Here is a 20,153-nt window from a genome sequence, read left to right on the forward strand (position 1 = left end):
GGCCGGATGAGCCCGGTTGCCCACCCGGCCACGGGCCGGTGCCACTTCGGTCACTTCACAGACGGCGGCTCAACCGCCGCACGCCCGCGGCACACCGCACGCCGCCGTACATACGACCGCGGCCGCCCTCAACTCGCCGCCGCACAAGCCGTACCGCCCACCTCCCGTTCCGCGAAGCCGCGCCAGTCCGACCAGCCGCCGCTCGGCGCCGTCTGCGTGCGCTGCGAGACGCCCGTGCCCTCCGGGCGCAGGGCGAGGACGGTGAGCCGGCCGTCGGCCTCGTTGACGGTCGTCGGGGTGCACTGCGCGGGGCCGCCGAAGACCGCCCAGTCGCTCCAGCCGCCCGACGGCTCGGTCTGCCAGCGGTGCGACAGGTAGTCGTTGCCGGGGCCGACCGCGAACACCTCCAGGCGCCCGTCGGCGTTACGGGCCACGGACGGTGAGCCGCCCGCCCACGTACCGAAGTCCTGCCAGTCGCCCCAGGCACCCCCGGGCGCGGTCTGGCCTCGGCGGCTGATCTTGTCGCCGTACGGGTTCAGCAGGAAGACCTCCAGCCGGCCGTCCGCGTTCGCGGCCACCACGGGCCGCCCGCTGGCCGCCCCGCCGAACTTCTCCCACGGCCCCCAGCCGCCGCCCGGTGCGCTCTGGCCCCGGTGGGAGACGCGCGCGCCGCCCCGTTCGACGAAGAACACCTGCAACCTGCCGTCCGCGTCGGCGGCCACGGCCGGCGGACTGGCGGCCGGGCCGCCGAACTCCTCCTCCGTGCCCCAACTGCCGCCCGGACTCGTCTGCTTGCGGTGCGTCACCGCCGCGCCGCCGGGCGCGAGACCGAACATCTCGAGTCGGCCGTCGGGCCCCCGTACGACCGAGGGCGCCGCGCCCGCCCGGCCGCCGCCGAGCTCCTGCCACGGCCCCCACTCGCCGCCCGGCGCGCTCTGACGGCGGTGGACGAGCGTGCCGTCGTCCTCGACGGCGAACAGCTCGAGTGCGCCGTCGGCGTTCTCCGCGACGGTGGGCACGGTGGCCGGGCCCTCGCCGAAGTCCGTCCACTCGCCCCACTCGCCGTTCGGGGCGCTCTGCGCGCGGCGCAGCAGCCCGCTGCCGTCGGAGTCGAGCGCGAACGCCTCCAGGCGGCCGTCCGCGTTACGGGCCGCGGCCGGGTTCTGCGGGCCGTGCCACAGCGGCGGCGTCGAGCGCCAGTGCAGCGGCGCGAGGTGCAGGCCACGCTGGAACCAGCCGGTGTGCGTGGCCCACCAGCGGCCACCGTCCTCTACGAGCTCTGGCGCGTGCGCGGGGAAGTGGCCCGCGTAACCGGCCAGTTCGAAGCGGGTGGGGTCCTTGCTGCGGTAGACGTCGGTGCCCACGTACCCGTCGCCGCGCGGCCCGATGAACAGGTACCACCAGCCGTTCCGCTCCACCACGAACGGGGACTCGGTCACCGGCGCGGAGTTGTCCTTCGTCGTGAGGTCGGTGAAGGCGGTGTGCCGCTCACCCCAGTGCACCAGGTCCTTGCTGGTGCGATAGGCCACGGTGTGGTTGCCGCCGTCGGGCGTGGTGGTCGCCGTGTAGTACATGACCCAGTGGTCGTCGACGCGTACGACCATCGGGTCGCGGGCCACCCAGCCGTCCCGGAAGAGCGTGCCGGACGGCTCGCGGGTCCAGTTGTAGAGGTCCTTCGACGTCGCCAGGTTGATGGATGCGTCCCGGTCACCGCCGCCGCCCGAGTAGTACATGTAGTACGTACCGTCGTGCTCGATCACGTGCGGCGCCCACAGGTGGTCCTCGCCGTAGTCGGGGTCGACGGTGAGCACGCTGTCCCGCGTGGTCCACGGACCGTTCAGGTCGGGCGCGGTGGCGTGCGCGAAGCTGTCCTCACCGGCCGAGTCGGGGGCGGTGCCGGGCGCGGCCTGGTCGCCGGTGATGCCGAACATGTGCCAGGTGCCGTCGGGGCCCTTGATCACGGAGTGGTCGTTCAGATAGCGGGCGGGGTCCTCCCTCGAGGTGTCGTAGACCTGCTTGATCTTTCCGGCGCCGACCCACTCGCCCTGCTTCGAGGGGGACTTGGGCGGGCCGTTCCGACCCTTCTGTGGTCGCGAGGCATCGGCGGGCGCCGTACCGGTTCCGGTCCCGTCTGCCGCCCGGTTCGCGGCACCGCTCTCGGCTCCGTTTGCGCCGCCGTTCCCGGCCCGGGCGCCCGCGCCTGTCGCGGGTACGGCCGCGGCGACCATGGCCACGGCGACCAGGACGAGCCCGGCCGTCGTATACGGCCCGGGACCGCGGCGCCGCCACCGTCCGCCCCCTCTGCCGCTCCCCCGGTTCACGCGCTCAATTCTCACGCTTTCCTCCAGTCCACCAGCCGGGGCCACCCGCTAAGAAATCGATTTCAGAGCAAGCTAGGCGCGGGCTACCGAAGGGTCAAGAGGACGAACGTCCGTGGGATCGACGCCGGGTTGTTGCCGACCGTCCAACTGGTCGCCTGGTCGCCTGGTCGAGCGGCCGGTCGCCGGACCGCCGGTCGCCCGTCAGCCGCAGAACGCCTCGTCCAGGAGCGCATCGACGGCATCGTCGGTGTCACCGCGGAAGTCGGGCGTGAGCGCGACCGTGACCTGGCGGCGCTGGTCCTCCGTGGTGAACGACCAGGACTGGTACGACAGGGCGTCGCCGTCGTTGCCGTACACCCGTATCCCGCACGAGGTGTCCCTCCAGGCCAGCCCCAGCCCGTACTTCTTGGTCTCGACCCCCGGTGTCTTCATCGCGTCGAGCAGACGGTCCGGCAGGAGGCGTCCGCCGAGCAGCGCGGCCACGAACCGGTTGAGGTCCTTCGCCGTCGATATCATCTCGCCGCCCGCGCCGAACAGGGACGGGTTCATCTCCGTGTAGTCGACGAGTCGCGGCTTCCCGCCGTCCTTCTGTATCGGCACGTAGCCGTGCGGATGCGGTCCACGGATACCCGGGGACGTCCCCGGCAGGTAGGTGCCGCGCAGCCGCAACGGCTGGATGATCCGGCGCTCTATCTCCGTCCCGTACGAGCGGCCGGTCGCCTTCTCGATGACCTGGCCGAGCAGGAGGTAGCCGGTGTTGGAGTACGCGTAGGCCGACCCCGGGGGTTCGAACGTCGGCGGGTTGGCCACCGCGCGCTCCACCTGCTCGGTCGCCGTCCACGTCCGCCAACGGTCGTCCAGGAACTCGGGATTCGGCGGCATCGGCAGCGTCTTCTTGAAGTCGTACAGCCCGCTGGTGTGGTTGAGCAGATGCCGCAGGGTGATGCGGTCACCGTCGGGCACGGCCCCCGGCAGCCAGCTGTCGACCGTGTCGTCCAGCCGTAGCCGGCCCTCGCCGGCGAGCTGCAGAACGACGGTGGCAACGAACGTCTTCGTCACACTGCCCACCCGGAACTGGCCGCGGGCCGGGACCGCCCGCTCCGTACCCAGCTCGGCGACCCCGCTGGAGCCCCGCCACACACCGTCCTCGTCACGCACCTCCATCAGCGCCCCCACCGCGCTGTCCGCAGTTATGCCGTCCAACTGCTCGTGCAATCCGCCGCGTTCCGCCTTCTTCTCCTCCGGCGCGGCAAAGGCCGCGGCCGACCCCGCGACCACGGCCAGCGCCGTCGTCGCGGTCAACAACACCCGGTACACCCGCTTCACGCCGTCCCCCTCCCCCACCGCGCACGCCTTCCCGACGCGCCTTCACCCGTTGCCACGGTCCGTCTCCTCACCCCGCTCCACGGCGCGATGCGCCGCCCCGTCTGAGATGAGCCTGCTAGACATGCCAGCCCCCCGGAATGGGGTTCACCACCTGACTCCTCTACCCCTCTCACCACCCCCACGAAGGCCTAGGTGGAGATTTGGGTGGTGCTCGGCACAGTAACAAAAACAGCTAGACACAGCAGTTTCGTCAGTGTTGTGTCTTGCTCAATGTCTCGCGTACCCGCGATGCGGGGGGGGGGGGGGGGGGGGGGGGGGGGAGAGGTGTATAAGGGACAGGGGGGGGACCGGGCACGCTGTTCGGCAGCGCCTCCACCCGTACGCGGGGGAGCCGCATCTTGCGCCGGTACGCCGCCGCGTCCCGCTCCGTGACGGTGGTGACCGCGTCCAGCCGCGGGTAGCTGCGGCGCAGCACGCTGCGCAGCGCCGGACGGTGGCCGTCGAGCGTCACGTGCTCCTGCGCGATCCGTACGAGCCGCGCGGGCGCCTGCGCGGCGAGATGCACGTTGAGCCCCGGCCGGGTGCCGATCACGACGTCGCTGTCGAGGCCGCCGAGGAGGGTGCCGAGGCGTTCGTCGGTGAGCTCGCTGTACTTCGGGTAAAGGCCCTCCGCGGACGGGAACACCCTTGCGCGGCGCTGGTGCCGCGGGTGGTTCTCCTCGTGCCGTATGTCCACGACGGGGCGCAGCCGCACGCGTGGATCCAGGGGCAGCACAGGGCTCTCCCGGTGCCGGAACGTGGTGACGATGTCCACCTCGTGCCGCTCGGCCAGCGCCCCGGCGAGATTGAACGTGGTGGTGATCGTCCCCCCGACGCCGTAGGCGTTGTGGAGGAGGAAGGAGATCTTCACGGTGAGTGAGACATTACCGGCGATGGGCGGGTTCCTGCCCGTTACGGCATTGTTAACGGCCGCCGCGAACAGCGAGCGTGCGTACGGCACTTCGCCCCTCGGCGTGCCACCCGAACGGACATACGCAGGGCGGTCCGGAGCGCCCCGCCTTTACGCGCACCAGGCGCGCACCCTCAGACGTACCGCTCCAGGATCGAGGACTCCGCGAGCCGCGACAGGCCCTCGCGGACCGACCGCGCGCGTGCCTCGCCGACACCGTCCACCGTCTGCAGGTCGTCGACGCTCGCCGCGAGCAGCTTCTGCAGCCCGCCGAAGTGGTCGACCAGCCGGTCGATGACCGTGCCCGGCAACCGCGGCACCTTCGCCAGCAGCCGGAAACCGCGCGGTGAGACGGCCGAGTCCAGGATCTCCGGACTGCCCGAATACCCCAGCGCCCGCGCCACGGTGGGCAGTTCCAGCAGCTCCGTGTGGCTGAGCCGGTCCAGCTCGCCGAGCGCGTCGGCGACCGTACGGGACCGGCGGCCCGATGTGCCGGGCTGCGGCACGTAGTCCCGCGCGACGAGCTCGCGCTCCGGCTCGACGCCCGCGATCAGCTCGTCCAGCTGAAGGGAGAGCAGGCGCCCGTCGGTGCCCAGCTCGACGACGTACTCCGCGATCTCGGTCGCGATCCGCCGCACCATCTCCAGGCGCTGCGCCACCGCCGTCACGTCCCGGACCGTCACCAGGTCCTCGATCTCCAGCGCGGAGAGCGTCCCGGCGACCTCGTCCAGCCGCAGCTTGTACCGCTCGAGCGTCGCCAGCGCCTGGTTCGCCCGGGACAGGATCGCCGCCGAGTCCTCCAGGACGCGCCGCTGCCCGTCCACGTACAGCGCGATGAGCCGCATCGACTGGCTCACCGACACCACCGGGAAGCCGGTCTGGATCGACACCCGCTGCGCCGTACGATGCCGGGTGCCCGTCTCCTCCGTCGGGATGGCGGCGTCCGGCACGAGCTGCACGCCCGCCCGTACGATCTTGGTGATCTCCCGGTCCAGGATCAGCGCGCCGTCGAGCTTGCACAGCTCGCGGAGGCGGGTCGCGGCGAACTCCACGTTCAGCACGAAGCCGCCCGTACAGAGGGACTCGACCGTCTTGTCGACGCCGAGAACGATGAGCCCTCCCGTGTTGCCGCGCAGGATGCGCTCGAGGCCGTCACGCAGGGCTGTGCCGGGAGCGACCGCGCTCAGAGAGGCGCGCATCAGGCCGTCGGCGCGGGAACTCCCCGGGTTCCCGCCGGCCCTGCCGGGAGCTGGTGCCCGGTCGTTGGCTGCCACTGCTCTCCTTCGGTCGTGCGTGTGCCTTTTGGCATCGCGTCGCACACATGTGCCGGACGCGTTACACCGCTGACGGGTGAGACCGGGGCAAAGTCTACCGGCGGGGCCCCGCCGTCGTGTGGTGCGCTCCGCACAGGACTCTCGGGCATCTCAGGACAACACACGTCACACCGGCTGATAGCGGGCCGGGCTGCGCGGCCCGTATCCAGCCCGCCCGGCGTCGAGGACGGCGCGCGGCCTCGCGCCGGGCGGCAGCGGCGGTGGGGCCGCCTAATGCGGGGCGGGTTCGGGGCGCTCGCCGCGCTCCGGCCGCTCGCCGCGCTCCGGCCGCTCGCCGCGCTCCGGTCGCGGCGGGCGCTCGGGCCGCGACGGCAGCACCCGCAGTGCCTCGCCGATGTCCGCCACCTCCCGTACGCGCATCCCGTCCGGGATCTTTCCGGGATCGACCGGCACCAGCGCCTGCGTGAAGCCCAGCCGGGCCGCCTCCGCCAGCCTGCGCTGCACGCCCGTCACGCGACGCACCTCACCCGCCAGCCCCACCTCGCCGACCGCCACCAGGTTCTGCGGGAGCGGGCTGTCGCTCGCCGCGCTCGCCAGCGCCAGCGCCACCGCCAGGTCGGCGGCGGGCTCGGACAGCTTCACGCCGCCGACCGTCGCGCTGTAGATGTCGCGCTTGCCCAGCGCGCTGATCCGCCCCCGCTGCTCCAGCACCGCGAGCATCATCGACACCCGTGAGGTCTCCAGCCCGGACGTCGTACGCCGCGGGGACGGGATCTGGCTGTCCACCGTGAGCGCCTGCACCTCCGCGACCAGGGGCCGCCGCCCCTCCAGCGTGACCGTCAGACAGGTGCCCGGCACGGGCGCGTCGCGCCTCGTGAGGAACAGCCCGGAGGGGTCGGCCAGCCCGGTGATGCCCTCGTCGTGCAGCTCGAAGCAGCCGACCTCGTCCGTCGGCCCGTAACGGTTCTTGACCCCGCGCACCAGCCGCAGCCGGTTGTGCCGGTCGCCCTCGAACTGCAGCACCACGTCGACCAGATGCTCCAGCAGCCGCGGCCCGGCGATCGACCCGTCCTTGGTGACATGGCCGACCAGCAGCGTGGCCATGCCGCGCTCCTTCGACGCGCGGATCAGCGCCCCGGCCACCTCGCGCACCTGTGCGACGCCGCCCGGCGCGCCGTCGATCTCCGGCGACGCCACCGTCTGCACCGAGTCCAGGACCAGCAGCGAGGGCTTGACCTCGTCCAGATGCCCCAGCACCGCCGACAGGTCCGTCTCCGCCGCGAGATACAGCCGGTCGTGGATCGCCCCGATCCGGTCCGCCCGCTGCCGCACCTGCGCCGCGGACTCCTCCCCGGTGACGTACAGCGTCCGCTGCTCCCCGTCCGGCCCCCGGTCCGTGCCGGCGGCCTTCGCGGCGACGTCGAGGAGCAGCGTCGACTTCCCGACGCCCGGCTCGCCCGCGAGCAGCACGACGGCCCCGGGCACCAGCCCGCCGCCCAGCACCCGGTCCAGCTCGGGCACGCCCGTGCCCCGCGCGGTGGCCTGCCGCCCGTCCACCTGCCCGATGGGCAGCGCGGCGGCGGAGACCCGGCCCGGCGTGGTCGTACGGACCGCGGGCATGCCGCCCGCCTCCTCGACCGTCCCCCACGCATGGCACTCCGGGCAGCGGCCGAGCCACTTCGCGGTGGAATAGCCGCACTCGGTGCAGCGGTAGGAGGGTCGGTCCTTGGCGGACGACTTACGGGCAGCCATGTCCGTCACCGTATCCGTGCCCACTGACACCCGGGCGGGCGCGGCCCGTTCGGTCCCGAGCGGCCCGTACGCGCCCGTGGCCCCCGCCGTTCTCCCGCGCTTCGCCCGGTCGTGTCCAAGGGCAGCAGGAGACGCCTCCTCTTGTCCCCTTTTGAGGGAGATAGTCACCCGTACGGATTAAACCTGCCCGAGCTGGTCGGGCGAACGCCCTCCGCCGTCCTACGGTCGCCGGATGAGCCGGACGAAGAGCAGCAGGCGCGAACACCCCACGCACACCACCGGCGCACACCGGGCACACTCGGTGCGGCGGCCGCCACAGGCCCGGCGTTCCGATCGCTACGGGCCGTATCTCGACGGGCTGTTCACCTACTGCCTCTCGGTGATGTGCGAGCACGACGCGGCCACCGCCGCCCTCGGCGAGGCCCTGGCCGTCGCCGAGCGGCAGCGCGACCGCGACCGCGCGCCCGCCGACCCCGGCATGCGCCGCCCCTGGCTCTACGCACTCGCCCGCTGGGCCTGTCTGCGCCGGCTCTCCGACGCCGGCGCGGACAGCCGTACGAGCGCCCCCGCGCCCCAGCTGTCCGGCGCCGCCGCCACCCAGCGCCGCCGCGAACTCGCCGCGCTGGCCTGGCCGGAGGCCGCGGGCACTACGCCCGAGCAGCGCGAGGCGCTCGAACTCGCCGTCCGGCACGGCCTCACGGGCAGCGAGGTCGCCGCCGTCCTCTCGCTCACCACCGAGGCCGCCAGCGAACTCCTCACCAGCGCCGCCTGCGAAGTCGAGCGCACGCGCGCCGCGCTCGCCGTCGTCGAGTCCGGGCGCTGCCCCGCCGTCGCCCGGCTCGCCGGCGACGACCGGCTGCTGCTCGGCACCGCCCTCCGCCGCGAACTGGTGCGGCACGTGGACGACTGCGCCGAGTGCCGCCGCGTCGCCGAACGCGCCATGGCCGGCGTCTCCTGGCCCGGCACCGCACCCGTGGGCAACGCGCCGCTCGCCGTGCTCCAGGCACCCCGCCCGGCGGTGCACGCCGCCATGAACTCGGCGCAGCGCGCGCGTTGCACGCACAGCCCCCGCTTCGACCGCGACGGCTTCCCCGTCGAACTCAAGGACCGCGCCGCGCGCCGCGACAGGCTGCGCAGCCGCGCCGTCACCACTACCGTCGTCGCGACGGTGATCGCCGCCCCCGTCCTCGCCCTCTGGGCGGCCTACCGCGGCGCGCCCCTCACCGGCGAGGGCCACGACTCCTCCACCGTGTCCGCCGCCGACCGCGAGGAGGACAGCAGCCTCAACGGCCACCCGTACGAGAACGCCGGCCGCTTCCACCGCGACACCAAGCCGACCGGCGGGCACCACGAGAAGGACCTCGCGGTGGGCGTCGCACAGACCGGCGGACCCACCGCCTCCGCCCCCGGCGGCCCGGGCACCGACGGCGGACGGCTGCTGGTCGAGGCGCGGCGTACGGGCGGCGCGACGGTCGTCACGCTCACCGCGTCGGGCCGTACGCCCGTGCGCTGGTCGGCGTCCACGAGCGCGCCGTGGCTGTCCCTCAGCCGTACGTCGGGGGTGCTGCGGCCGGGAGGGTCGACGTCGTTCACGGTGTACGTCAACGAGGCGCGCGAACCGGCCGGCCGGTGGTCGGCCCGCATCCACATCGCGCCGGCGGGCGCGGTCGTCACCGTGCAGGGCCAGGGCCGCGGTACGCCGTCGCCGGACGAGCCGCCGCCGGGCTCGGAGGACCCGTCCCCGTCGGACCCGGCGCCGGGCCCGTCCCGGCCGGACCCGCGCCCGTCGGACCCGGGCCCCTCGGACCCGGACCCGGAACCCTCGGACCCGTCCCCGTCGGACCCATCCCCCTCCACCCAGACATCCGTGCCTGGATCACCGCATGGAACACCGACCCCAAGCCCTACGTGTGGACCAAGACCGCAGACGAGATCCTCGAACGCCTCGCCAGCTATCTGAACAGAATTCCCGACTCAGAAGACTAGCGCCGCCGCAGGCGGCGGCGCAGGGCCGCGGTCAGGCTCACCCGCGTCACCCGGAACGTGAGCTGCTCCCCGCGCCGTAACGGCTTGGCGTACCAGGGCAGTCCGCGCCGCCGCCACCGGCCGGTGGCAAGGGCAGGCGCGTCCGGGTCACCCGACCCGCCAGGCACCGGGACCGTCCACACGCGGCCGGCGACCGCGAGCCGCAACTCCACCCGCCACACGCCCCGTTCCGCGTCCGCGAACGTCAGCCGCCCCGCGAACCGGCCGTCCTCCGCCACCTGCGCCGGGCCCTCCCGTACGGCGCCGCCCGTACGCCGGTCCGGCACCGCGCGCAGTGTCAGCGCGCCCGGCGGCAGGCCCGTCACCGCGCACCGGCCGGTCACCGCCAGTACGGGCGCGCCCTCCGCCGCCCAGCCGACGCCGTCCACCGAGAACCGTTCCGCCAGCGGGTGCTTCCGTTCCCCCACGTCCAGGGTGAGGTTGCCGTGCGGCGTCGTGAAGTAGCGGGTGACGACGCGGGCGGCGTCCGCACCGCAGGCGTCCGTACCGTCCGCGCGCGCCACCCGTACGACGTGGCTGACGGGCCCGCCCGGCACCTCCGGCGCGCGGTGCCTGCCGAACCGCACCGTCCGGGTCACGCCCCGCGCGCCCGCCTCCACGAAGACGTCCCACAGCCCGTCCGGCAGCGGGCCGCCGTCCGCACCGGCCCGCGCCGGGTCGAGGACGGCCTCGAAGCCCGCGTGGCCGTAGTCGCAGCCGTCGCCCGGGTCGTGGTCCTCGTCCAGCCCCGGGGTGGGGGTGTGCGTGACGGGCAGGACGAGCTCCGCCGCGCTGCGGCGCTCGCGCAGGACGAGGCGGGTGCCGACCTCGGTGGTGTCCACCCGCCGCAGGTACGCGTGGCCCGCGAGCCGTACGCCGCCGTCCTCCCCGGCACCGAGCGCGCTCAGCCGGTGGCGGGGCCGCAGCTCGGCGGTGATGTCGTACGCGGCGTCGGGCAGCCCGTACCGGGGGTCGCGGAAGTACGGGTACCGGGCGTACACCCGGCCGTCCTCCACCACCGTCGTCAGCGGCTCCCCACCGGCCCCGGCTCCGTCCCGCGCCTGCTCCCACGCCACCACCGCGAGCAGTTCGTCCAGCAGCCCCCGCCCCACGAGCTCGCAGTGCAGCCGGTCGGCCGCGGGCAGCCGGGACGCGACGCCCTGCCCGTACCAGGGGCTGATCAGCAGCCGCAGAGTCTCGAAAGCCGCCTCCTGCCCGGCCCGCTCGGGCTCCTCGGCGAGCCGTACGAGGGCCTTGCGCAGGTCGACGGTGAAGTGCCGGTGCAGCAGGTGGTCGCGCCCGGGACCGGGCACGGTCTCCTTCGCGAGCAGCTCGAACATGGCGGCGAGCACCCGGAGGCGGGCGTCCGTGGCGCGCACGCGGCGGGTGATGTTGCCGCCGTCGTCGCGGGCGACCCAGTACACGCAGTCGTAGTCGGCGACGACGGATATGGCGCGCGCGTTGAGATAGGCGGTCGCGGTGAACGGCTGATCCTCACCGACGGTGAGGTCCGTACGGAAGCGGAGCCCGAGGTCCTCGACGAGCGCGCGCCGGAACAGCTTCATCGGGTTGAGCGTCCAGTACACGCGGGAGGCGAAGACGTCCGTACGCGGTTCGCTCCGCCGGAACATCGAACGCGGCGCGTGCCGCCCGCCGACCCCGGCCACACGGCCCAGGACGACGTCCGAGCCGTTCGACTCGGCGGCGCCGACGAGCCGTTCCATGGCCTCGGGGCCGAGGTGGTCGTCGGCGTCGAGGAAGAACACGTACCGGCCGGTGGCCAGGTCGAGGCCCAGATTGCGGGGCGCGGCAGGGCCGCCGGAGTTCTCCTGGTGCACGACGGTGATGAGCCGCGGATACCGTTCCGCGAACCGGTCCAGCTCCGGCCCGGTGCCGTCCGTGGCGCCGTCGTCGATCGCGATGATCTCCATGCGGTCGTGCCCGATGCTCTGCGCGACGGCGGACTCCATGCAGCGTGTGAGGTACGGCATCGCGTCGTACGCGCCGATGACGACGCTGACGTCCGGCGGCTGTCTCCGCATACGGCCCCGCACTCCGATCTTTTCCGTCGGAACCGTCGCCACCGTGGGTGGACCGGACGAGTCCGCGTTTTTCGGATGACGTTAGCGCCTTACCGGCGGGAGGGGTCCGCCGTGTGGAGTCCGGCGACGGGGACACCCGGAGGGCAGGCGGTGATCCGGGGGTTACCGTAGGCAAGCAAAACCCAAGGCATACCCAACTCTCGGTTGATACAACCTCCGCACAGCGTATTTTCTGGTCCACCGTGGGGCTGAACTTTCCGTGATCTACTGTCAGTTGCCGTCCGACTAGCTCTAGGCTCCCGTCATGAACCAACTCCTGTCCCCGGAGCCGGAGGCTGAATCACCCGGCGAACCCGCACTGCCCGGCGCCTTGCCGGACGCCCTTCGCACCGAGCTGATCGCCTTCCGGCGCGACCTCCATATGCACCCCGAACTGGGGAATCAGGAGTTCCGGACGACCGCCGCGATCAAGGCGCGACTGGAGCGGGCGGGGCTCCGGCCCCGCGCGCTGGAGATGGGGACCGGGCTCGTATGCGACATCGGCGGGCCGGTCGGCGCCGGTGACGCGCTCGGGCTCCGCGCGGACATCGACGCGCTGCCGATCCCGGACACCAAAACGGTGCCGTACCGCTCGACCGTCGCCGACCGCGCCCACGCCTGCGGGCACGACGTGCACACCGCCGTCGTCCTGGGCGCCGGGCTGGTCCTCGCCGAGCTGGCAGCGAAGGGTCTGCTGCCGCGACCCGTACGGCTGATCTTCCAGCCCGCGGAGGAGGTGCTGCCCGGCGGGGCGCCGGACGCGATCGACTCCGGGGTGCTGGAGGGCGTCGGCCGCATCATCGGCGTGCACTGTGACCCGCGCGTGGACGTGGGGCGCATCGGGTTGCGGCAGGGCCCCATCACATCCGCGTGCGACCGGCTCGAGGTCGCGCTCACCGGTGCGGGCGGCCACACCGCGCGCCCCCACCTCACCACCGACCTCGTCGCGGCGGCCGCGCACCTGGCCACGGAGGTGCCGGTGCTGCTGTCCCGCCGCGTCGACGCGCGCTCGGGGATCTCGCTGACGTGGGGCCGTATCGCCTCCGGGCACGCCTGCAACGTCATCCCGCAGCGCGCGGAGCTGTCCGGCACCCTGCGCTGCCTGGACCTGCCCGGCTGGCGCGCGGCACCGGATCTGGTGCATGCGGCCATCGACGAGATCGCGGCGCTGCACCGGGCCAAGTCCGAGATCAACTACGTACGCGGGGTGCCGCCCGTCGTCAACGAGCCCGGCGCCACCGAGCTGCTGCACGACGCGATGGTCGCGCGGCGCGGCCCGTACGCGGTGGAGAACACCGAGCAGAGCCTCGGCGGCGAGGACTTCTCCTGGTACCTGGAGCACGTGCCGGGCGCGATGGCCCGCCTCGGCGTCCGCACCCCGGGCGAACGGTCGCTCCGTGACCTGCACCAGGGCGACTTCGACGCGGACGAGACGGCGATCACGGTGGGGGTCGAGCTGTTCACCGCCGCGGCCCTGCTGGACGCGGGCCGCTGGTAGCACCGATTTCAGCCCGTCCGGCGTTTGAGGACAGACCGGGGCGGCCACCGGCCGGTGGCGGGTCATGCCGCGTTGTCCCGCGTAGGGGCTTCGTGGCCGAGGGCCGTCCTCAAGCGCCGGACGGGCTTGATTTGGCGCACCCGCCGCCCCCTGCCGTACGTGTGTGCGCCACGTGCGCTTAACACCGATCCGGTAACGGCCCCCGTGCACACCTTTACCTGCAATCTACGCGCGTTAATCTGTGGCGGAAACCAGCGCCGGAAGTGGCGCTTCCGAGAGTCGAAGGGGACGTCCTCGTGCGTCGGGTATCCAAGCTTGCAGCCGTGGTCAGCGCCACCGCGGCCCTCGCACTGACGGCCACGGCCTGCGGTGAGAGCTCCACCGAGTCGAACGACAAGAAGGACAAGGGTGTCGGCCTGGCCTTCGACGTCGGCGGGCGCGATGACCACTCCTTCAACGAGTCGGCGGCACGCGGCGCGGACAAGGCCAAGAAAGACCTCGGCGTCAAGGTCGAGATGCTGACGGCGGGCAACAACGAGACGGAGGAGGACCGCGAGCAGCGGCTCACCTCGCTCGCCCAGGACGGCTACAACCCCGTCATCGGTGTCGGCTTCAGCTACGGCAAGTCGATCGAGAAGGTCGCCAAGGAGTTCCCCGACACGACCTTCGCGGTGGTCGACTCCGTCTCCAAGGGCAAGAACGTCGACAGCATCGTCTTCTCGGAGCACGAGGGCTCGTACCTCGCAGGTGTCGCGGCGGCGCTCAAGACCAAGAGCAAGAAGGTCGGCTTCATCGGCGGTGTGAACAACGCGCTGATCCAGAAGTTCGAGGCGGGCTTCGCGCAGGGCGTCAAGGACACGGACCCGAAGCTCAAGCTCACGTCCGAGTACCTGTACCCGACCAACGACAAGGGCTTCAACGACCCCGCCGCGGCCAAGGAGAAGGCGAAGGGGATGCTCGACCGGGGCATCGACGTCATCTACTCCGCCGCCGGCCAGTCCGGTGCGGGTTCGATCGAGGCCATCAGCAAGAAGAAGGGCGCCTGGGCGATCGGCGTCGACTCCGACCAGTACCAGCAGCCGGGTCTGACGAAGTACAAGGACTCGATCCTCACGTCCGTCGTCAAGAACGTCGACGTGGCGGTCTACGACCTGATCAAGAGCGTCGAGGACGGCAAGCCGCTCAGCGGCACCAACGCCTACACGCTCAAGGAGAACGGCGTCTCCCTGGCGACCTCCGGCGGGTTCATCGACGACATCAAGCCGAAGATCGACGCCGCCAAGAAGAAGATCGCCAGCGGCGAGGTCAAGGTCAGCGAGACCCCGAAGAAGTAGCGGCGACCCGTCCGGCCGGTGTCACCGGGGCCCGGTGCGGTGAGGTCACCCCTCCGCACCGGGCCTGCTTCGCACCCCGAAGCGGCCCGTAAGCACCCGGAAGCCGCCCCCAAGCCCCCGGAAGCACCCCGAAGCTTCCGGGAAGCCGGGAAGCTACGCGCGTAGCGCCCTGGTCGGCGCGGTAGCGTCGCCTTCGCCCACCCACCCGACGCCCTGCACGCACATCTGCTGCGTTGTCGCACCGTCCGAGTAGCCCACTACGAGGACGGCACTCCGCCTTGCAGCTGCACGCGCCGGACGCCGTGGGCACCGCCTTCGGCGGACGGCGCTACTTTGACGACAGGCCCTAGGCGACCGCCGCGGAGAGGCCGCTGTCAAGACCGCGACAGGAGTCGGTCACACGCCCGCGTGCGCCGGGTGTTCCAGCGCGAGCGTGCCGCCGGGGTCCAGCGTGACGCGGACACCGCCGCTGACGGTGTCGAGGGTGTCCCGCAGCCACACGCGGTCCTCGTACGGCGCCGGTTCGAGCCGCATCCGCCGCGCCCGCAGGGGCACCATGCGGACACCGGCCAGCCGCCCCGAGCCCGCCTCGGCGGAGACGAGCCAGGCGAGGCGGAGGTCGTCGCGGTACTCCTCGTGCCCGGGGATGCCTTCGTAGTCGTCGACGAAGTCGCCGCAGCCGTACAGGATCAGCCGGCCCCGGTACACCTCCAGCGGACGCGGGTGGTGCGAGGAGTGCCCGTGCACGACGTCGGCGCCGCCGTCGACCAGGGCGTGCGCGAAGCGGACCTGTTCGCGGGGGACGAGGTAGCCCCAGTTGGAGCCCCAGTGCACCGAGACGACCACGAGGTCGCCGGCGCGTTTCGCGCTCCGTATGCGCCGGACGGCGGCCTCGGCGGCGGCGTCCGTCGCGTCGGCGGCGTACGCGACACCGGACCGGCCCGGGGTCGCCGCCCAGCCCGGGGGGATGCCGCTGGAGGACATCCCGAGGGCGAACGCCAGCACCCGCCCACCGCCGTACGTGACCACCGCGGGCGCGTGCGCCTCGTCCTCGGTGCGGCCCGCGCCCGCGGTACGCAGGCCCGCGCGGGCCAGGGTGGCGAGCGTGTCCCGGAGGCCGTGACGGCCGAAGTCCAGCACGTGGTTGTTGGCCAGGACGCACACGTCGGGGCGGACGGCCGCCAGCGCGGGGGCGTTGGCCGGGTGCATCCGGTAGTGGACGGCCTTGCCGGGGGCGAACGTGCCGCCGCCCGTCACCGCCGTCTCCAGGTTCACGATCCGGGCGTCCGGGGCGGCCTCGTCCAGCACGCCGAGCGCGTCGCCCCACGGCCAGGAGTACGGGACGGGGGCGGGGACCGGGCCGTTCACCGCCTCCGCGGCCCGGACGTAGAAGCGGGCGTCCCCGGCGTATCCCTCCCGCAGCTCCGGATCGCCGGGGTGCGGGAGGATCTGGTCGACACCGCGCCCGAGCATCACATCGCCGCACAGGAACAGCGTCAGCACGCCGCCGCGCATGCTTCCACGGTAGCCGCGGGCGACACCGTACGGCGACGTGGAGCGTGCACCGTACGGCGACGTGAGCGCGCACCGTACGGAGGCGGAAACGGCACCGTACGGAGGCGGGAGGGGTCCCGGGCGGGCGCCCGTACGGTGTGCCTGCCCGCGTCCGACCCTCCGAGGGGACACCATGCGCCGTCTCGTGGCCTCCGCCGCGCCACTCCTGCTGCTCCTGGCCGCCTGCGGCTCGTCGGACGGCGCGTCCGGCGCCGACGACGGGGACGGGGACGGCAAGCCCAAGGCGCGGTCGAGCGCCCCGGACAAGCCGTCGCCCGCCAAGAGCCCGTCCGCGAGCCCTTCCAAGAGCCCCTCCGCGAGCCCGTCCCCGACGCGTGCCGCCGCGCCCGTGACCTCCGACCCGAAGGACTGCTTCGACGCGGACTGCAGGCTGAAGGTGTCCGGTCCGACGACCATCCGGCTCGACGCGGAGAAGTTCCACTACCCCGCGCTGAACGTCGTGGAGGTCGGCCGGGACAGCCTGCGCTACCAGGTCGACTACCCGCAGGGCGGCGGCGCCGAGCAGATCCTCGGGCCGGGCGGAAGCGGCTCCTTCGGCTTCCGTTCGCAGCCTCCGGTGGAGGTGAAGCTGGAGTCGGTCAAGGGCGGTACGGCGCTGCTCGCCCTCACCCCGGGCAAGTCGGGGTGAGCCGGAGCGGGGGAACGGTGCTCACAGCCCCCAGCCCGTCGTGTGCCGGTCGGCCACGGTGAGCGCCTCGTCCAGCACGGCCAGCCCTTCGCGGGCCTCGTCGGCGGTGATCGTGCAGGGCGGTACGGCGTGCAGCCGGTGGTAGTTGGTGAACGGCAGCAGGCCCAGCTTCTTGCAGGTGGCGACGAGTTCGCCCATCGCGGGGCTGGTCCCGCCGTACGGCGCCAGGGGCTCCTTGCTCGCCCGGTCCGCCACCAGTTCCACGGCCCAGAACACGCCCGTACCGCGGACGTCCCCGACGCTGGGGTGGCGTTCCGCCAGTTCGCGCAGGCCGGGGCCGAGGACGGTGTCGCCGATGTGCGCGGCGTTCTCCACGGCCTTCTCGTCGCGCATCGCCTCGATGGTGGCGACGGCCGCCGCCGTGGCCAGCGGGTGCCCGGAGTACGTCAGTCCGCCGGGGAAGGGGCGGTGCGCGAACGTCGCCGCGATCCGCTCGCTGATTGCGACGCCCCCGAGCGGAACGTAACCGGAGTTGACGCCCTTGGCGAAGGCGATCATGTCGGGCACCACGCCGTCGTGCTCCAGGGCGAACCACCGCCCGGCGCGCCCGAATCCGGACATCACCTCGTCCGCGATGTACGCGATGCCGTGCCGGTCCGCGATCTCCCGTACGCCCGCGAGGTAGCCGGGCGGCGGTGGCATGATGCCGGCCGTGCCCGGGATGGACTCGAGGACGATGGCCGCGATGGTGTCCGGACCCTCGAACGCGACGAGCTGGTCGAGGTGTTCGAGCGCGCGCGCCGTCTCCTCCCCCGGGGTGGCGGAGTGGAAAGCGGAGCGGTAGAGGAACGGCCCGAAGAAGTGCACCGTGCCCGCGCTGCCGTAGTCGTTGGGCCAGCGGCGCGGGTCACCGGTGATGTTGACGGCGGTGCCGGTGCCGCCGTGGTACGAGCGGTACGCGGACAGCACCTTGTACCGGCCGGTGTGCAGCCGGGCCATGCGTACGGCGTACTCGACCGCCTCGGCCCCGCCGTTGGTGAAGAACACCTTGTCCAGATCGCCCGGCGTCAGCCCCGCGATCAGCCGGGCCGCCTCCGACCGCTGGTCGTTGACGTGCTGCGGCGCGACCGTGCACAGCCGCCCCGCCTGCGCCTGGATCGCCTCGACGACACGGGGGTGCTGGTGCCCGATGTTGGTGTTGACGAGCTGGCTGGAGAAGTCCAGCAGCCGCCGGCCCGCGCCGTCCCAGACGTACGAGCCCTCGGCGGCGGTGACGACCATCGGGTCCAGCTCGGCCTGGGCGGACCAGGAGTGGAAGACGTGCGCGCGGTCCAGCTCGTACGCCCGCCGCGCCTCGGGTGACAGCTCGTTCATGGTGCCGGTCCCTCCTCGGGTGTGTCTGCTCGGTGTCTGGCCGGTGGCCGCTCAGTCGTTGCGGGGGAAGCCGAGGTTGAGCCCGCCGTGGCTGGGGTCGAGCCAGCGTGAGGTGACGACCTTGCCGCGAGTGAAGAAGTGGACGCCCTCCATTCCGTGCGCGTGCGTGTCCCCGAACAGGGAGTTCTTCCAGCCGCCGAAGGAGTAGTACGCCATGGGCACCGGCACCGGCACGTTCACGCCGACCATGCCGACCTCCACCTCGTTGCGGTAACGCCGGGCGGCGCCGCCGTCGTTGGTGAAGACGGCGGTGCCGTTGCCGTACGGGTTGGCGTTGACGAGCTCCACCGCCTCCTCGTACGTGCCGACGCGCAGCACGGACAGCACGGGCCCGAAGATCTCGTCCGTGTACACGGACATCTCCGGCGTCACGTGGTCGAGGAGCGTCGGGCCGAGCCAGAAGCCGCCGTCCCCTCCGTCCACGGCGGCTTCCCTCCCGTCCACCACGATCTCCGCGCCCTCGGCGGCGCCCGCCGCCACGTAGCCCGCCACCTTGTCCCGGTGCGCGCCGGTGACCAGCGGGCCCATGTCGCAGCCGCGCCGGCCGTCGCCTGTACGGAGCCCGGCGGCGCGCTTGGCGATCCGCTCCACCAGCGCGTCCGCGATGCCGCCGACGGCGACGAGCGCGCTGACGGCCATGCAGCGCTCGCCGGCCGAGCCGAAGCCGGCGTTGACGGCGGCGTCGGCGGTCAGGTCGAGGTCCGCGTCGGGCAGCACCACCATGTGGTTCTTCGCCCCGCCCAGCGCCTGTACGCGCTTGCCGTGCGCGGTCCCGCGCTCGTACACGTAGCGGGCGATGGGCGTGGACCCGACGAACGACACGGCCTTGATCCCGGGGTGCTCCAGCAGCGCGTCCACGGCGGCCTTGTCGCCGTGCACCACGTTGAACACGCCCGGCGGCAGCCCGGCCTCGGCCCACAGGGCCGCCAGCCAGTTCGCCGCCGACGGGTCCTTCTCGGACGGCTTCAGCACGACCGTGTTCCCGGCCGCGACGGCGATCGGGAAGAACCACATGGGCACCATGGCCGGGAAGTTGAACGGGCTGATGACCGCCACCGGGCCCAGCGGCTGCCGGATCGAGGCGACATCCACACCCGTCGAGGCGTTCTCCGTCATGCCGCCCTTCAGCAGGTGCGCGATGCCGCAGGCGAACTCCACGACCTCCTGGCCCCGGGTCACCTCGCCCAGGGCGTCGTCGAGCACCTTGCCGTGCTCGGCGGTGATGATCTCCGCCAGCTCGTGCTTGCGGGCGTTGAGCAGCTCCCGGAACGCGAACAGCACCTGCGTACGCCGCGTCAGCGAGGTGTCACGCCAGCCGGGGAACGCCGTACGGGCCGCCTCGACGGCCGCCGCCACCTCGCGGTCGCCGGCCAGGGCCACCTGCGCGGTGACCTCGCCGGTGGCCGGGTCGAAGACGTCGCCGGTCCTGGTGGACGCCGGGAGGAGCGCCTCGTCGTTCACCCAGTGCGGAATCGTGCTGCTCATCGGGACCTCTCCGGACCTCACCGGCCGCGGGCCCTCCGCGGCACCGCTCCATGATGGGAGCGGGCGGCCACGGGACGGCGCTACAGAGTGACAGGTCTTCGGGCCAGTGTTTTACAGTGTGTAAATGCCGCCCTCGATCCAGGACGTCCTCGCCCTCGACCCGGTGCGCCACGGCCGCCCCGAGGTCGTGGCCGGAGCCGACCTGCTCGGACGCACCGTCCGCTGGGCCCACGTCAGCCAGCTGACGGACCTCACCGGGCTGCTGCGCGGTGGCGAACTCGTCCTCACCACCGCGGACGCGCTGCGCGGCGGCGCGGTCCGCCCGTTGGGAGATGTGTATAAGAGACGTGGGCGAGTGAACGGGCCTACGAGCTACGGGCTGCAGCCGCCGCCGGGCGCGTTGGCGGATGTGGCGACCTGGGTCGGCTCGTACGGGCTCGCGTTCTGCTTTTGCGGGTTTTTTTTTTTTTT

Annotated in this window: 12 protein-coding genes and 3 pseudogenes; 6 read left to right on the plus strand and 9 right to left on the minus strand. The window is 72.8% G+C overall.

Annotation, left to right across the window (positions count from 1 at the left end; all coding sequences use genetic code 11):
• Window positions 1-128 precede the first annotated feature (128 nt).
• The 5 genes and pseudogenes from DVA86_RS35060 to radA all read right to left on the minus strand — a co-directional run bounded on the left by DVA86_RS35060 (window position 129) and on the right by radA (window position 7,622).
• The gene (locus DVA86_RS35060; protein ID WP_222623399.1) at window positions 129-2,321 is read right to left on the minus strand and encodes a DUF8189 domain-containing protein; all 2,193 of its coding nucleotides are present in this window, start codon (window positions 2,319-2,321) and stop codon (window positions 129-131) included.
• 201 nt (window positions 2,322-2,522) lie between these two features.
• A complete protein-coding gene (locus DVA86_RS33870) occupies window positions 2,523-3,665 on the minus strand; it encodes a serine hydrolase domain-containing protein (protein ID WP_245997473.1) in 1,143 nt (380 codons plus the stop codon).
• A gap of 319 nt (window positions 3,666-3,984) precedes the next feature.
• Window positions 3,985-4,557 (minus strand): annotated as a pseudogene (locus DVA86_RS33875) (glycosyltransferase); the annotation flags it as partial.
• Between the two features lie 173 nt (window positions 4,558-4,730).
• Window positions 4,731-5,870 carry a DNA integrity scanning diadenylate cyclase DisA gene (disA, locus tag DVA86_RS33880; RefSeq protein ID WP_208884022.1) on the minus strand — a complete coding sequence of 380 codons (1,140 nt, stop codon included), beginning with the start codon at window positions 5,868-5,870 and terminating at the stop codon, window positions 4,731-4,733.
• A gap of 270 nt (window positions 5,871-6,140) precedes the next feature.
• Window positions 6,141-7,622, minus strand: a complete 1,482-nt coding sequence (radA, locus tag DVA86_RS33885) for a DNA repair protein RadA (RefSeq protein WP_245997474.1) — start codon at window positions 7,620-7,622, stop codon at window positions 6,141-6,143.
• Between the two features lie 1,030 nt (window positions 7,623-8,652).
• Between radA and DVA86_RS36210 the strand changes: the two are divergent.
• Both DVA86_RS36210 and DVA86_RS35815 read left to right on the plus strand, forming a co-directional pair.
• Window positions 8,653-9,231 (plus strand): annotated as a pseudogene (locus tag DVA86_RS36210) (BACON domain-containing protein); the annotation flags it as partial.
• 242 nt (window positions 9,232-9,473) lie between these two features.
• Window positions 9,474-9,608: pseudogene (locus DVA86_RS35815) on the plus strand (IS630 family transposase); the annotation flags it as partial.
• On the opposite strand, the gene DVA86_RS33895 reads toward DVA86_RS35815, so the two are convergent.
• A complete protein-coding gene (locus tag DVA86_RS33895) occupies window positions 9,605-11,689 on the minus strand; it encodes a glycosyltransferase family 2 protein (protein ID WP_208884025.1) in 2,085 nt (694 codons plus the stop codon). The pseudogene DVA86_RS35815 and the gene DVA86_RS33895 sit on opposite strands and share 4 nt — an antisense overlap.
• Before the next feature lie 304 nt (window positions 11,690-11,993).
• On the opposite strand from DVA86_RS33895, the gene DVA86_RS33900 reads away from it, so the two are divergent.
• Window positions 11,994-13,226: an amidohydrolase gene (locus DVA86_RS33900; protein WP_208884026.1), complete on the plus strand. Its 1,233-nt coding sequence runs from the start codon at window positions 11,994-11,996 to the stop codon at window positions 13,224-13,226.
• Between the two features lie 296 nt (window positions 13,227-13,522).
• Window positions 13,523-14,560 carry a BMP family lipoprotein gene (locus DVA86_RS33905; RefSeq protein WP_208884028.1) on the plus strand — a complete coding sequence of 346 codons (1,038 nt, stop codon included), beginning with the start codon at window positions 13,523-13,525 and terminating at the stop codon, window positions 14,558-14,560.
• A gap of 396 nt (window positions 14,561-14,956) precedes the next feature.
• On the opposite strand, the gene DVA86_RS33910 is transcribed toward DVA86_RS33905, so the two are convergent.
• Window positions 14,957-16,075, minus strand: coding sequence for a CapA family protein (locus tag DVA86_RS33910; RefSeq protein ID WP_208884029.1), 1,119 nt, complete (start codon window positions 16,073-16,075; stop codon window positions 14,957-14,959).
• Window positions 16,076-16,247: 172 nt separating this feature from the next.
• Between DVA86_RS33910 and DVA86_RS33915 the strand changes: the two genes are divergently transcribed.
• Window positions 16,248-16,763 (plus strand): hypothetical protein, encoded by a 516-nt coding sequence (locus tag DVA86_RS33915; protein WP_208884030.1) that lies wholly within the window; start codon window positions 16,248-16,250, stop codon window positions 16,761-16,763.
• 21 nt (window positions 16,764-16,784) lie between these two features.
• On the opposite strand, the gene DVA86_RS33920 is transcribed toward DVA86_RS33915, so the two are convergent.
• The gene (locus DVA86_RS33920; protein WP_208884032.1) at window positions 16,785-18,137 is read right to left on the minus strand and encodes an aspartate aminotransferase family protein; all 1,353 of its coding nucleotides are present in this window, start codon (window positions 18,135-18,137) and stop codon (window positions 16,785-16,787) included.
• 51 nt (window positions 18,138-18,188) lie between these two features.
• On the minus strand, window positions 18,189-19,682 hold the full coding sequence (locus DVA86_RS33925) for a CoA-acylating methylmalonate-semialdehyde dehydrogenase (protein ID WP_208884034.1): 1,494 nt from the start codon (window positions 19,680-19,682) through the stop codon (window positions 18,189-18,191).
• A 124-nt stretch (window positions 19,683-19,806) separates the two neighbouring features.
• Between DVA86_RS33925 and DVA86_RS33930 the strand changes: the two genes are divergently transcribed.
• On the plus strand, window positions 19,807-20,153 hold a 347-nt coding region (locus DVA86_RS33930), incomplete at its 3' end, for a PucR family transcriptional regulator ligand-binding domain-containing protein (protein WP_208884035.1).

It is taken from the genome of Streptomyces armeniacus (assembly GCF_003355155.1).
GTDB classification, from domain to species: Bacteria; Actinomycetota; Actinomycetes; order Streptomycetales; family Streptomycetaceae; genus Streptomyces; species Streptomyces armeniacus.

Bases quoted from the DNA above. Each gene is read 5' to 3' on its own strand.
- radA (WP_245997474.1), bottom strand. From the start codon at position 7,622: ATGGCTGCCCGTAAGTCGTCCGCCAAGGACCGACCCTCCTACCGCTGC.
- DVA86_RS33895 (WP_208884025.1), bottom strand. From the start codon at position 11,689: ATGCGGAGACAGCCGCCGGACGTCAGCGTCGTCATCGGCGCGTACGAC.
- DVA86_RS33900 (WP_208884026.1), top strand. From the start codon at position 11,994: ATGAACCAACTCCTGTCCCCGGAGCCGGAGGCTGAATCACCCGGCGAA.
- DVA86_RS33910 (WP_208884029.1), bottom strand. From the start codon at position 16,075: ATGCGCGGCGGCGTGCTGACGCTGTTCCTGTGCGGCGATGTGATGCTC.
- DVA86_RS33915 (WP_208884030.1), top strand. From the start codon at position 16,248: ATGCGCCGTCTCGTGGCCTCCGCCGCGCCACTCCTGCTGCTCCTGGCC.
- DVA86_RS33920 (WP_208884032.1), bottom strand. From the start codon at position 18,137: ATGAACGAGCTGTCACCCGAGGCGCGGCGGGCGTACGAGCTGGACCGC.
- DVA86_RS33925 (WP_208884034.1), bottom strand. From the start codon at position 19,682: ATGAGCAGCACGATTCCGCACTGGGTGAACGACGAGGCGCTCCTCCCG.